Below are 13,025 nucleotides of genomic sequence, written 5' to 3'. Positions count from 1 at the left end.
ATTAGATTACAGCTACTATAAAACAAATCGGAGTCTGTGTCAAGGCGTGAATTTCATTTATGGACTTCGATGTCAACGGTGAACACCAATCCTTTGGGCACCATCTTAGTTACTTCCGGTACGATCGAGTCGATTTTCTCTTCCGTATCGACAATCTCCAATATGATGGGTAGGTCTGAGGACAACTCTAAGAGCCGGGCACTGCGCAAGACTTTATCCTCGCCGTAGCCTTCAATTCCCCTAAAAACCGTGACTCCGATAATTCCCTGTTCTTTCAGCCATTGGACCAAATATTGGTAGAGTGGTTTATTCTTAAATCGTTCTTTTTCGCCAACGTAGATTTTAAGTAATTTTGCCTTTCCAACCATACACTTTTACCCCCTTTAAAATAGCTTAGAGTATGCGAGCCAAACCCACGCCCAGGGCCACGCCAGTAAACCCTACGGCAATGCTAAGTAGGGTATATAAGCCTGCCGTAAAGAAACTCCCGCCTTCAAGTAAGGAGATCACCTCAAAACCAAAGGTAGAAAATGTGGTATAAGCCCCTAAGAAACCGACGCCGATTCCTAGGCGCCAAAGGGGGCTGATAGTTAATCGCTCAATAAATAAGATATTTAAGAACCCCAAGAGAAATGCTCCGCTAATGTTGATCAGGAAGGTGTGTAAAGGAAAGCCCTGGTTCCATTTATTCGAAATCCATACCCCGAGGCCGTAGCGAGATAGGGCACCTAGTGCGCCTCCGAGGGCAATGACAAGCATATTTTGCATCACGTTACCTCTTATCCTTAAAATCCAAAGTAGCTAGCTTTACTATCTTTATCATAATACATACGCCGGGTCTACACAACCGGGGGGAGTTGCGTTTAGTCGGCTTCATGAATATTACAAATTCATAATAAATACATATTGACATATTATAATATTTTAGTATGATATTGATATGAAAGGACTGATTATTATGCTCCAAATGTTTGCTGATTATGTAGCCTACACCCTATTTGGGCTTCTACCGAACAGCCATATAGGCGCCGCTGTGGACTTTTTTATCTATGATACAATCAAGATCTTTTTAATGTTAGCTACGATTATCTTTTTGGTTTCGCTGGTCCGCAGCTTTTTCCCGCCAGAACGAACCAAGAAGATTTTAAGTCATAAACGAGAATTTATCGGCAATATTCTGGCAGCCTTGTTGGGGATTGTGACTCCATTTTGTTCCTGTTCCGCAGTGCCGGTCTTTATTGGCTTTGTAGAATCTGGCGTGCCCTTGGGGGTCACCTTCTCCTTTCTCATCTCCTCACCGATGGTGAACGAAGTGGCTTTGATCATGCTTTGGGGAATGTTTGGTTGGCAGATCGCAACAATCTATATCATCACTGGGGTTACCGTGGCAATTGTTGGGGGATTAGTGATTGGGAAGCTTAAACTGGAGCATTTGGTGGAGGAATATGTTTACAATATCAAAATGGGCGAAACAGAATTAGAGGCCTTAACCTGGAAGGAACGGGTCGAGTATGCCTGGGGATATGTAACAGATATTTTAAAGAAGGTCTGGCTCTATGTCATTATCGGGATCGCCATCGGTGGTTTAATGCATGGTTACGCGCCGGCTGATTTCTTGGTCAAATATGCGGGTAAGGATAACTTATTTGCTGTGCCTTTAGCAGTGATGATAGGCGTGCCTCTTTATTCTAATGCGGCAGGGATCATTCCGATCGTTAATGTTCTGATGGAAAAAGGGATGGCAATGGGGACGGTACTGGCCTTCATGATGGCGGTGACGGCCTTGAGCTTGCCAGAAATGATTATCTTGCGCAAAGTTTTAAAACCAAAACTACTTGGCATCTTTGTTGGGATCATGACGGTGGCGATTATTTTCGTAGGGTATATGTTTAATTGGATATTTGTATAATTGGAGTCGTGATAATGAGCTGTTAGTTAGGTCGATTGAACTAATTTTGAGGATGGCTTGTGCCCAACGGCGCATGGAATTTGAGATTGTTAGGATAGAGTGTATACTTGAACCGATGAGATACCGTAGTATAATGAATATTAGAGGTGAAGGATATAATGCAGGTTACGTTAAAACCCGCACAGTTGTCCGTTCCTAGCTGCCCAGTGTGCGGGATACCTGGGCAACGTGTGCGTAAAGTCACAGTGGTACATCAGGTATTGCCGACGGTGGAGCTCCCGGACGATGAAAAAGGGTATTTCTTATGCCGCACTTCAGAGTGCCAGACCGCTTACTACCACTCGGACGGAGCGATCTATTGGCAGAACCAACTGAAGAATAAGATTTGGTTTAAACAGGTGGAGCCGCCGGTCCCGATCTGTTATTGCCTCAATGTCACGGAGGAAGAAATTCTTCGGCATGTCGCAGTGGAAAAGTGTTGTTCCTCTCTTGAAGATATTCAGAAACATACGGGTGCTAATACTGGGCGGGAATGTTTGACCAAAAATCCGGCAGGTGGCTGATGTTCGTCTGTAGTGCGGTCGGTGATCGCCAAGGGCCTGGCTATGCGTCAGGAGAAAAACATGTAGCAAATAATTGAATCCTTTGGGAGACGTGTCTAAGGTGGCACGTCTCTTTGCTCTTTAATTACAGCACATACTAATAAAATATATTTAGTCAAAGCCAAAGATTCGTTGCAGGATATTTTTCCGTATTATCGAAATATTCTTTTAATAAAGAAGCTTAAATCACATATTTATGAATACTGGAAATTGTAGTTTACCTTAATCATAAAATATTTCTATGATATAAAGTGAAAAAGGGGGAGCTCAGTAATGCAGGAAGGATCTAATAATGAACCTACTATTGTAGTCTTTAGCTACCACGCTTTAACTTCGTTTATCAATCAACTTCAATATAAAGCTCCCCATCCTGTCCGTATTTTAGTGATTGACTGTATGTTAAAAGATGTCCTGGAAAAGGCAAGGAATATGGAGATAAACGGGGAGGCTGATGTTTTCCTTTCTGCGGGTGGAACGGCTAAACTTCTCTCCGGCAACCTATCGAACCCATTAGTTGAGATTAGAGTAACTGGCTTCGACATTCTAGCTGCCCTAAAGGAAGCCAAACAATATTCAGATACCGTCGGTCTTATTACGTATGAAAGCAAAATTCCCAATCTAGAAAACCTATCTGGATTGCTGAATATTACGATTAAACAATTTACATATCAACATATTCAGGATATTGAACAGACTTTAAACCAACTGCAAAACGAGGGTGTGAAAGTTGTCATTGGGGGAAGCTTTCTTCAGGAAGTAATCAGCAACAAAGGGATCAAGGGAATCTTTATCTACTCATCAGACGGCGTGACTCGGGCCTTGGATACTGCGGTCCAAATAGCCTTTTCTAAGAAAGTTGAGGCAAGTAAAGCGGAGGAACTACGAGCGATTTTAGCCTTTTCGTATGAGGGTATAATAGCCGTTGACAGAAACGGACTAATCACGGTAATTAACGCAAGTGCCGAAAAAATTATTGATACCTCTCAACACAAAGTCCTAGGTCAATCTATTGATACTATTTTTCCCACTGCCAAGCTTATTAAAGTTATGCAAAATCGCAGACCAGAGCTCAACCAGATTGAGTCTATCGGAAATAGTCAAATTGTCATCAACCGTATCCCAATTTTGGTCAACGCTGAAGTAGTGGGAGCTGTGGCAACGTTCCAAAATATTGGGATTATACAAGAAGTTGAGGAAAAGATTCGCAAAAGCCTCTATAAAAAAGGTTTTGTGGCCAAAACATTTATAAAAGATATTATCGGTACCAGTGACCAGATTCAAAAGGCTAAACGTGAAGCTTTTCTCTATGCTAAAAACCCCTCTTCGGTTCTAATCACGGGTGAGTCCGGAACGGGGAAGGAACTTTTTGCCCAAGCTATTCATAATGCCGGTATCCGCTTTCGCCATCCTTTTGTCACCATCAACTGCGCAGCTATTCCTGACAACTTGTTGGAGAGCGAGCTTTTTGGGTACGAAGAAGGTGCTTTCACGGGAGCTAAAAAGGGTGGAAAACCGGGATTGTTTGAACTGGCCCATGAAGGAACAGTATTTTTAGACGAAATTGGTGAACTGTCCATGTCTCTTCAATCTCGTCTGTTGCGGGTCTTAGAAGAACATGAGGTTCTGCGTATTGGAGGGGACCATATTCGTTCAGTAAACATCCAAGTGATCTCCGCCACCAACAAAGATCTATGGGAAATGGCCGAAAAAGGTTATTTTCGAAAGGATTTGTATTATAGGCTGAACGTCTTAGAACTTCGTCTTCCCCCTCTTCGAGTTCGCAAAACAGATATTCCTTTACTCGTTAAAAAGTTTCTCTTGGAAATGTGTCATGATCTTGCAGCAAAAGAAATCGAAGGGATTTCCCAACACACTGTATTTAGAGATTATAACTGGCCTGGTAATGTCCGGGAGCTAAGAAATATAATCGAAAGGTTCGCGGCGCTCTATAAAGAAAAAGAGCATGAGGATTTACTTTTATCTTTATTCGAAAGGTTTACTCCTTCTGAACTTTGCTCGAGTGAACTAGAAGAACTTAACCGTGTTTTAAATACCGTGCAAGGTAATAAAACCGAGGCCGCAAAAAAACTAGGAATTAGTCGGACAACGCTCTGGAGAAAATTGAAAGGAATCAATTCTATCTGATCTCCAAGGGAGATGGGTGAAACGATTTGAAACATGAAACACATGAAACACTTTGCAACGTCGTTGGAACATTATGTTCCATCTAGATAAATGAAGATCACTCCAAAAGAGACGGAATGTAGCTATTCCGCCTCTTTTTGTCGAACTCGAAATTGGCATGAATCTTGCTAATGAAGATATATATGTATAATTCTGAATAGTTAGAGAAAGGAGGCTGTTCGTTTGAAACTTTACGAGTACATGGCCAAAGAAATTCTTCAAAGTAATGGAATTCCTGTTCTAATGGGGGCCGTTTTTACAGGGGTAGAAGGTGTGGCTGATTTTCTTGAAAAGACTGGCCCGGTGGCGATTAAATCCCAAGTCCTCTCCGGAGGGCGCGGCAAAGCAGGGGGCATAAAGTTTGCCACAGAACCCCAAGACGCTATTTCTAAAGTGAGGGATTTGCTGGCTACGGAGATTAAAGGATGTAAAGTAGAGATGGTGTTAATTGAAGAAAAGGTGAGTATTGAACGAGAAATCTACCTAGCTATAACGATTGATGGGGCAAAAAGACAACCTGTTCTTCTGGCCTCGATTGCTGGGGGGATGGATATTGAGCAAGTGCCAGAGGAACAGGTGATTAAGCGTTTTATCGATATCACGATTGGTCTCCAACCTTATGCTACCCGCCAAATTACACGTCAAATGGGCTTGAAGGGCCGGGAAGCTCAACAAATTGCGGATATTATGCTTAAACTCTACCAAGTTTTCCGCAAGTACGATGCTGAATTAGTAGAAATTAACCCCTTAGTTGTGACTGCAACGCAAGTCCTAGCTGCTGATGCCAAAATGACCTTAGATGATGAAGCTGCCTTTCGTTACCTACCGGAGGTTCCCTGGGTCGAAGAAAAGACAGCCGTGGAAAAGAAAGCGGGGGATTTAGGAATATCCTATGTTGAACTGGATGGGGATATTGGAGTTATGGCAAACGGTGCGGGTATTACGATGGCCACGCTTGACTTGCTCAAGAATTTTGGGGCGAGCGCTCGTAACTTTATGGATGCTGGAGGCGGATCTAGTTTGCAAGCTACGGCGGCTGCCTTGGAAATCTTGCTTTCCACGAAACCTAAGGCTCTCTTGATTAATATTTTTGGGGGGATAACCCGTTGTGATGAGGTAGCACGCGCCTTTGTTCAAGTGAAGAATACCTTTGATCTTAAAATACCGGTGGTTATACGTTTAATAGGCACTAACGAAGATTTAGGCACTGCAATTTTACAGGAACAAGGCATCGAATCATTCAAGAATATAGAGGAAGCAGTAACAAACGTAATCTCTCTAATGAATGGAGGAGGGGCTGATGTCCATAATTATCAATGAAACGACCAGAATAATCGTGCAAGGGATTACCGGAACCCAGGGTCAATTTCATACCGGGCAGATGTTAGCCTATGGAAGCAAGATAGTAGGAGGAGTATCCCCCGGCAAGGGCGGCCAGGAGGTTCATGGAGTCCCGGTTTTTGATACCGTTGAAGAAGCGCTGCTTGTGCAACAAGCGGATGCCTCCGTTATTTTTGTTCCGGCCAAGCTTGTCAAAGATGTTGCCCTGGAATCCATAGACGCTGGGATTAAAACCTTAGTTATTATAACCGAACACGTACCCTTACACGACACCTTGGAACTCATGGCGTTCGCAGAGAAGAAACAGGTAGAAATTATCGGCCCTAACACGTATGGACTGATTTCGCCGGGTCAATCCAAGATTGGAATTATGCCTAATAACATTTTTACTCCCGGTGAGGTTGGGGTCGTGGCCCGTAGCGGGACTCTAAGTTACGAAATTGTCTACCAATTGACCGGAGCAGGAATCGGCCAATCTACCGTGGTAGGCCTTGGCGGGGATCGCGTCGTTGGTATGTCCTTCATTCAAGTCTTAGAAAAATTCGAGGCAGATCCTAAAACTCAAGCCGTAGTTCTAGTCGGTGAAATCGGAGGAAATGCTGAAGAAGAAGCGGCCCATTACATTAAGGGCATGAGAAAACCCGTAGTCGCCTTTTTAGCTGGCAAAAGCGCCCCCCCTGGCAAAAGAATGGGGCATGCCGGAGCAATTATTGAACGAGGTAAGGGAACCTTTGAGAGCAAAGTTGAAGCGCTAACGGCTGCTGGTGTGAGTGTGGCGAACTTGCCCTGGGAGGTTGGCCCACTTGTCAAGCAAGTGTTAGCACAAGGGAGTGAACAAAGCGATGGATAAGGGTAAGGAGTTAGAAAAAATTGCTCAGGAAAAGGGTCTTTGGGAGAGTAAGCATTTTAACGAAAATCCTTCTAAATCGCCAGAAAAACGGGAGGAAAGTATAGATTCCGAGGTCGAGTTTGAGCGGCTTTATTCGCCAGATAACCTAAATCTCGACTATTTAACAGATTTGAGCTTTCCGGGGGAATTTCCGTTTACTCGTGGGGTTCAACCCGATATGTACCGGGGCAGGTTCTGGACGATGCGTCAATATGCCGGCTTTGGAACCGCGCAAGAAACAAACACTCGATTTATCTATCTGCTTAAACAAGGACAGACTGGCCTCAGTGTTGCCTTCGATTTGGTGACTCAAATTGGTTATAACTCCGACGACCCTCTTGCCCATGGAGAAGTGGGCAAGGTCGGTGTTGCAATCGATTCCTTGGCTGATATGGAAGCACTCTTCAAGGATATACCGTTAGATCAAGTTAGCACATCCATGACGATTAATGCTCCCGCTGCCATACTGTTGGCTATGTATATTGTGGTTGCCGAAAAGCAGGGAATAGCTCCCTCCAAGTTATCCGGAACCATTCAAAATGACATTTTAAAGGAATATATGGCTAGGGGAACCTATATTTTTCCTCCGGTACCCTCAATGCGTCTAATAACCGATACGTTTAAATATTGTGCCGAGCATCTTCCGAACTGGAACACGATTAGTATTAGTGGCTATCATATTCGCGAAGCTGGTTCGAATGCAGTTCAAGAGGTGGCCTTTACCCTAGCGGACGGAATTGCCTATGTCCAGGCTGCTCTAAACGTCGGGTTAGAAATTGATCATTTTGCTCCTCGTCTCTCCTTTTTCTTCAATGCCCATTCCAATTTCTTGGAGGAAATCGCCAAGTTCAGAGCTGCCCGCAGAGTATGGGCAAAGATTATGAAAAATAGGTTTAAAGCGGAGAACCCTAAATCATTGATGATGCGTTTTCATACTCAGACAGCCGGTTGCACGTTGACGGCCCAACAACCCGAGGTAAATATTATGCGCGTAGCCTTTCAGGCTTTGAGTGCCGTGCTGGGTGGCACCCAATCCCTGCATACCAACGCTTGGGATGAGGCTCTAGCTTTGCCAAGTCAGGAATCGGCCCTTCTCGCTTTAAGAACCCAACAGGCCATTGCCTACGAAACTGGGGTTACGGATACGGTGGATCCCTTGGGTGGTTCATATTGCGTGGAAAAGCTCACTGAGGACCTAGAACAGGCCATCTGGGCTTACCTAGAGAAGATCGATGAATTAGGAGGTGCCGTAAAAGCCATTGAACTTGGTTTTCAACAAAGAGAAATCCAAGCCAGTGCTTATCGCTATCAGATGGAAATCGAACATCAACAGAGAATTATTGTTGGGATTAACAAATTTCAGAAAAAGGAAGATCCACCGCAAGGCTTACTCAAAGTAAATCCGAAAGTCGAGCAAGAACAAAAGCAACGCTTAGTCACAGTCTACCGGGAAAGAAATCAAGCAGAGGTGGAGACGGATCTCATTCGATTGGAAAAGGCAGCAGAAGGAACGGAAAACTTAATGCCCTATCTTCTAGATTGTGTACGGAGTTACACCACGTTGGGTGAGATCTGCGACGTCTTAAGAAAAGTTTTTGGAGAATACAGGCAAGAGAACACCTTTTAATCAGGAGGAGTCATCATGGAAAAAGGACAACGCATTCGGGTATTAATCGGCAAGGTCGGTTTGGATGGTCACGATCGCGGGGCTAAAGTCATTGCTCAAGCCCTGCGGGATGCTGGTATGGAAGTTATTTATACAGGTTTACGACAAACCCCGGACCAAATTGTCGAGGCAGCGATTCAAGAGGATGTTCAAATCATTGGAATTAGCATCTTATCCGGTGCCCACAATTATCTGCTCCCGAGAATCATCGAGCTTCTAGCCCGGGAGGGAGCGCAGGATATCCGGGTGATCGCCGGAGGGGTTATTCCCGAAGATGACAAAACTTTCTTAAAAGAAGCGGGAGTAGCAGAACTATTTGGAACCGGAACCTCCACGGGGGATATCATAAATTTCATCAAACAACTTTAATTTCTAAAGGGCTACATTTTGCTAAAGAGGGTTTAGAAAGGAGGCTTAAAGTAATATGGACATTCAATTAAAACTAGATCATCTGGGGATCGCCGTCGCAAACTTAGACGAGGCCATAAGGGTATACAAAACTTTAGGGCTAAGTTGTAGCCAGGTAGAAACGGTACTTGAGCAAAAGGTTCGGACGGCTACCTTACCTTTAGGCGAAACCAATCTGGAACTATTAGAGCCTACGGAAGCTAACAGTCCCATCGGGAAATTTCTCGCTACCCGAGGGGGCGGTATTCATCATCTAGCGCTTCAAGTCGAGAATATTGAAGAAAAATTACTTGAATTAAAGAGTTTAGGGTTACGTTTAATTGATGAGACCCCTAGAATTGGCTTGGGGGGAAGCCATGTCGCTTTTATACATCCCCAAAGTATCTTCAATACACTCATAGAACTCGTTCAGCGTCGCAGCTAAGCTAAAGGAGGTGGGAACTTTGGATATCTACGATAAACTTAGGGAACTAACAGCCCTACAAGAGGCAACAAAACTAGGGGGCGGCGTTGAGCGTATCATTAGGCAACACGAAAACGGCAAAATGACTGCGCGGGAGCGCATTGATGTACTCCTTGACGACGATAGTTTTATTGAGACAGATACCTTTATTAAAGGAGAAATGACCGATTTTACGAAACCTGACGTGGTCAATGTAGGGGAAGGCGTCGTTACGGGCTATGGCACAATTCATGGCCGCTTGGTTTATCTGTTTTCCCAAGACTTTACCGTTTTCGGTGGGGCATTAGGGGAACTTCATTCACGAAAAATTTGCAAAATCATGGACCTCGCTCTAAAAAACGGAGCTCCTGTTATCGGGCTTAATGACTCGGGAGGCGCGCGTATCCAAGAGGGTGTTAGCGCCTTATCCGCTTATGGGGACATTTTTTATCGCAATACCTTAGCCTCTGGGGTTATCCCACAAATCTCAGTTATTTTGGGACCCTGTGCCGGTGGCGCTGTCTATTCCCCGGCTATTACCGATTTTACGTTTATGGTGGAAAAGACCAGTCAAATGTTTATTACTGGTCCCCATGTAATTCGGTCGGTGACAGGAGAGGAGGTAACCACCGAAGAATTAGGGGGGGCTATGGCCCACAACCATACGAGCGGCGTAGCCCATTTTCTTGGTCATACGGAAACAGAAACCTTGGAAATGGTTCGGCATTTATTAACCTTCTTACCTCAAAACAACATCGAGGAATCACCAATATTAGAGGACCAACCCCCTGAAACAGAAGGGGACGACCTGCTGAACGTGGTACCGATTGAGCCCAATAAACAATACGATGTCCGGGATGTCCTCAACCTTCTCGTGGATGGCGGTGACTTCTTTGAAGTCCATCAACATTATGCGCAAAATATCGTAACCTGTTTTGCTCGTTTCGAGGGAATGTCCGTAGGAATTATTGCTAATCAGCCCGCATTTCTAGCCGGTTGCCTTGACATTGATGCTTCTGATAAACTATCTCGATTTGTACGTTTCTGTGATTGCTTTAATATACCCCTGGTAACGTTCGTAGATGTTCCTGGCTTTCTACCAGGGGTTGATCAAGAATACCGTGGAATTATCCGTCATGGAGCAAAAATCCTTTACGCTTATTCAGAGGCCACTGTCCCTAAAATTACGATTATTCTACGTAAGGCTTACGGTGGGGCTTACGTCGCCATGTGTAGTCGCTCATTAGGAGCAGATGTAGCCGTTGCCTGGCCAACGGCAGAAATCGCGGTTATGGGACCGGACGGTGCCGCCAATATTATCTTCCGGGACGAAATTATGAAGTCTGCAGACCCTCAGGCCACAACGAAACAAAGGACCGCCGAATACAGAGAAAAGTTCGCAAACCCCTATATTGCCAGTGCTAAGGGTTTGATCGACAATGTTATCGACCCGCGTGATACCCGAAAAACCATTATTCAAAGTCTTAATATGCTGAGCTCCAAGCGAGAATCTCATCCACGTAAGAAGCATGGCAATATTCCTTTTTAGGGGGTGGAAAGATGTTCAGGAAAATCTTAATTGCTAATAGAGGGGAAATCGCTGTCAGGATTATGAGAACCTGCCAAGAGATGCAAATCAAGACAGTAGCTATTTATACTGAAGTCGATTCACACTCTCTCCATGTCCAGCTCGCGGACGAAGCTGTGAAGTGTGTTTCCGGCACGGGATACCTGGCTATAGATTGGATTATCCAAACAGCCTTGGAGATGGGGGCCCAAGCGATTCACCCAGGCTACGGCTTTTTGGCAGAGAACCCAGTTTTTGCGGCTAAGATTCAGGAAGCTGGACTCGTTTTTATCGGTCCAGATGCGCAGACCATGGCCTTAATGGGAGATAAAGCTAAAGCTCGAGAAACGATGGTTTCTTATGGTTTTCCCGTAGTTCCAGGAGGCACTGGGGTTGTCACGAGTGATGAGGAAACACTCCAAATGGCCCGGAAACTGGGTTACCCAGTCCTTATCAAGGCCGTTGCCGGAGGGGGAGGCCGTGGCATGCGCCTCGCCCTTCAAGAGGATCAACTTCTTCAAAGTTTGGAGAGCGCCCGCTCCGAGGCAAACTCCTGTTTCGGTAACCAGGATGTTTATTTAGAAAAATACCTCGTGGGATGCAGACATGTGGAAATGCAAATTCTAGCGGACAACTACGGACAAGTCGTTACCCTAGGGGAACGGGACTGTTCTATCCAACGGCGGCACCAAAAACTGATTGAAGAGTCACCATCTCCCGCTCTGACACCCGAGTTGAGGGCTCGAATGAGCGAGGTATCCCATGACGCGGCTGAAGCTGTACGATATCGAGGAGTTGGTACCCTGGAGTTCCTCTTAGATCAAGACTATAATTTCTACTTTATGGAGATGAACACTCGTATTCAGGTTGAACACACTGTGACCGAATTAGTGTGTGGTCTCGATCTGATTAAGGAGCAGATTAGGATTGCAGCAGGAGAACCGTTAGGGTATGACCAATCAGATATTCGGCTTACAGGTTGGGCCATGGAATGCCGCATTAATGCCGAAGATCCTGTTACGTTCATGCCGTCACCCGGCAAGATTGAGTATTACCGTCCGCCAGGAGGGTTTGGAGTCCGAGTCGATAGTGCGGCCTACTCTGGATATACTGTTTCCCCTTATTATGATTCCCTGATCAGCAAACTCGTCGTTTATGGTCAAACACGAGTAGACGTTCTAACCCGAATGCAGCGTGCCCTCGCTGAATTTAGTATTCGCGGGGTAAAGACGACGATCCCTTTTCACCAACGAATCTTAGCAGACCAGGACTTTCAAAGAGGGGAATTTACAACAGACTTTATTCAGCAGAAACTTGATTCAGATGTTCAGAGCAGCCAAGAATACCCGACCCACCTTGATCAAGACGATGAAGCAAGAGATACCCTTTTAGCCGCGGTGCTTAGCGCAGCAATTGAAACTTATGAAAACTCAGAAAATGAACGCTATCGAATTATTAACATTCAACCTACGGGTAAGATGCGTTCATCCTGGCGTATGGTTGGTTTATGTGGAGGTGGGTTACAATGAAAAAATTCCTGATAAAGGTAAATGATCAAGAATTTGAAGTGGAAGTTGAAGAGATAATCCAGAAGGAAGCAAAGAAAGCTCCGGTCTCACAAAGTCCTGCGAAACATCAAGTAACGCGCAGTGGAAGTGGGAAGGTTTTGGCACCTATGCCTGGGGTAATTACTCAAGCCCACATAAAGATCGGAGATATTGTTAAAGCAGATCAAACTGTTGTGACGTTAGAAGCTATGAAAATGGAGAATAGAATTTCCGCCGGGAGGGCCGGGAAGGTATCGGATATCAGAGTCAGTGTCGGTCAAAATGTTTCCGCGGGTGACCTTCTCGTCGTAATTCATTGAATAGGCTGGATAGTACGGTCTACGGCTAGCTACTTGGTTAGCCGTAGTTTTTATTTTTAGGGATTCCTTCGGGCATGAATCGTTTCCGGGTAAAAGCGACCGATGTGCAGGCTTTCGCCGCAATCCGGCATCAAAATGTACAAGCACTTC

12 protein-coding genes and 1 pseudogene are annotated in these 13,025 nt (G+C 45.0%); 11 read left to right on the top strand and 2 right to left on the bottom strand.

The window, feature by feature from the left end; genetic code table 11:
* Positions 1-53: 53 nt before the first annotated feature.
* Positions 54-368, bottom strand: coding sequence for a DUF190 domain-containing protein (locus DSOL_RS04800; RefSeq protein WP_075363731.1), 315 nt, complete (start codon positions 366-368; stop codon positions 54-56).
* A gap of 25 nt (positions 369-393) precedes the next feature.
* On the bottom strand, positions 394-768 hold the full coding sequence (gene crcB, locus DSOL_RS04795) for a fluoride efflux transporter CrcB (protein WP_075363730.1): 375 nt from the start codon (positions 766-768) through the stop codon (positions 394-396).
* Positions 769-958: 190 nt separating this feature from the next.
* Between crcB and DSOL_RS04790 the strand changes: the two genes are divergently transcribed.
* From DSOL_RS04790 to DSOL_RS04740, 11 genes and pseudogenes are all read left to right on the top strand, one after another.
* Positions 959-1,909, top strand: coding sequence for a permease (locus tag DSOL_RS04790; RefSeq protein WP_075363729.1), 951 nt, complete (start codon positions 959-961; stop codon positions 1,907-1,909).
* Positions 1,910-2,067: 158 nt separating this feature from the next.
* Positions 2,068-2,469, top strand: a pseudogene (locus DSOL_RS27835) ((2Fe-2S)-binding protein); the annotation flags it as partial.
* A 315-nt stretch (positions 2,470-2,784) separates the two neighbouring features.
* Positions 2,785-4,656, top strand: a complete 1,872-nt coding sequence (locus DSOL_RS04780) for a sigma 54-interacting transcriptional regulator (protein WP_075363727.1) — start codon at positions 2,785-2,787, stop codon at positions 4,654-4,656.
* Positions 4,657-4,878: 222 nt separating this feature from the next.
* Positions 4,879-6,015, top strand: coding sequence for an ADP-forming succinate--CoA ligase subunit beta (gene sucC / locus DSOL_RS04775; RefSeq protein ID WP_075363726.1), 1,137 nt, complete (start codon positions 4,879-4,881; stop codon positions 6,013-6,015).
* Positions 5,996-6,886, top strand: coding sequence for a succinate--CoA ligase subunit alpha (gene sucD, locus DSOL_RS04770; RefSeq protein ID WP_075363725.1), 891 nt, complete (start codon positions 5,996-5,998; stop codon positions 6,884-6,886). The genes sucC and sucD overlap by 20 nt, the downstream gene beginning before the upstream one ends.
* Complete coding sequence (locus tag DSOL_RS04765) at positions 6,879-8,552, top strand: acyl-CoA mutase large subunit family protein (protein WP_075363724.1); 1,674 nt, start codon at positions 6,879-6,881, stop codon at positions 8,550-8,552. Before sucD ends, DSOL_RS04765 begins: the two co-directional genes overlap by 8 nt.
* A 15-nt stretch (positions 8,553-8,567) precedes the next feature.
* Entirely contained in the window at positions 8,568-8,960 is a 393-nt protein-coding gene (locus DSOL_RS04760) for a cobalamin B12-binding domain-containing protein (RefSeq protein ID WP_075363723.1), read from the top strand.
* A gap of 55 nt (positions 8,961-9,015) precedes the next feature.
* Positions 9,016-9,423: a methylmalonyl-CoA epimerase gene (mce, locus tag DSOL_RS04755; protein WP_075363722.1), complete on the top strand. Its 408-nt coding sequence runs from the start codon at positions 9,016-9,018 to the stop codon at positions 9,421-9,423.
* A gap of 19 nt (positions 9,424-9,442) precedes the next feature.
* Positions 9,443-10,990, top strand: a complete 1,548-nt coding sequence (locus DSOL_RS04750; RefSeq protein WP_083642311.1) for an acyl-CoA carboxylase subunit beta — start codon at positions 9,443-9,445, stop codon at positions 10,988-10,990.
* An 11-nt stretch (positions 10,991-11,001) separates the two neighbouring features.
* Positions 11,002-12,537: an acetyl-CoA carboxylase biotin carboxylase subunit gene (gene accC, locus DSOL_RS04745; protein WP_075363720.1), complete on the top strand. Its 1,536-nt coding sequence runs from the start codon at positions 11,002-11,004 to the stop codon at positions 12,535-12,537.
* A complete protein-coding gene (locus DSOL_RS04740; RefSeq protein WP_075363719.1) occupies positions 12,534-12,875 on the top strand; it encodes an acyl-CoA carboxylase biotin carboxyl carrier protein subunit in 342 nt (113 codons plus the stop codon). The genes accC and DSOL_RS04740 overlap by 4 nt, the downstream gene beginning before the upstream one ends.
* Positions 12,876-13,025: the final 150 nt, after the last annotated feature.

The sequence above is a fragment of the Desulfosporosinus metallidurans genome (genome assembly GCF_001936615.1).
In the GTDB taxonomy this organism is placed as follows: Bacteria; Bacillota; Desulfitobacteriia; order Desulfitobacteriales; family Desulfitobacteriaceae; genus Desulfosporosinus; species Desulfosporosinus metallidurans.
Note: the sequence above shows the minus strand (reverse complement) of the source record. Positions and strands in the feature narration are given on the sequence as shown.

Coding starts and splice junctions, on each gene's coding strand:
- DSOL_RS04800 (WP_075363731.1), bottom strand. CDS start 368: ATGGTTGGAAAGGCAAAATTACTTAAAATCTACGTTGGCGAAAAAGAA.
- crcB (WP_075363730.1), bottom strand. CDS start 768: ATGCAAAATATGCTTGTCATTGCCCTCGGAGGCGCACTAGGTGCCCTA.
- DSOL_RS04790 (WP_075363729.1), top strand. CDS start 959: ATGCTCCAAATGTTTGCTGATTATGTAGCCTACACCCTATTTGGGCTT.
- DSOL_RS04780 (WP_075363727.1), top strand. CDS start 2,785: ATGCAGGAAGGATCTAATAATGAACCTACTATTGTAGTCTTTAGCTAC.
- sucD (WP_075363725.1), top strand. CDS start 5,996: ATGTCCATAATTATCAATGAAACGACCAGAATAATCGTGCAAGGGATT.
- DSOL_RS04765 (WP_075363724.1), top strand. CDS start 6,879: ATGGATAAGGGTAAGGAGTTAGAAAAAATTGCTCAGGAAAAGGGTCTT.
- DSOL_RS04760 (WP_075363723.1), top strand. CDS start 8,568: ATGGAAAAAGGACAACGCATTCGGGTATTAATCGGCAAGGTCGGTTTG.
- mce (WP_075363722.1), top strand. CDS start 9,016: ATGGACATTCAATTAAAACTAGATCATCTGGGGATCGCCGTCGCAAAC.
- accC (WP_075363720.1), top strand. CDS start 11,002: ATGTTCAGGAAAATCTTAATTGCTAATAGAGGGGAAATCGCTGTCAGG.
- DSOL_RS04740 (WP_075363719.1), top strand. CDS start 12,534: ATGAAAAAATTCCTGATAAAGGTAAATGATCAAGAATTTGAAGTGGAA.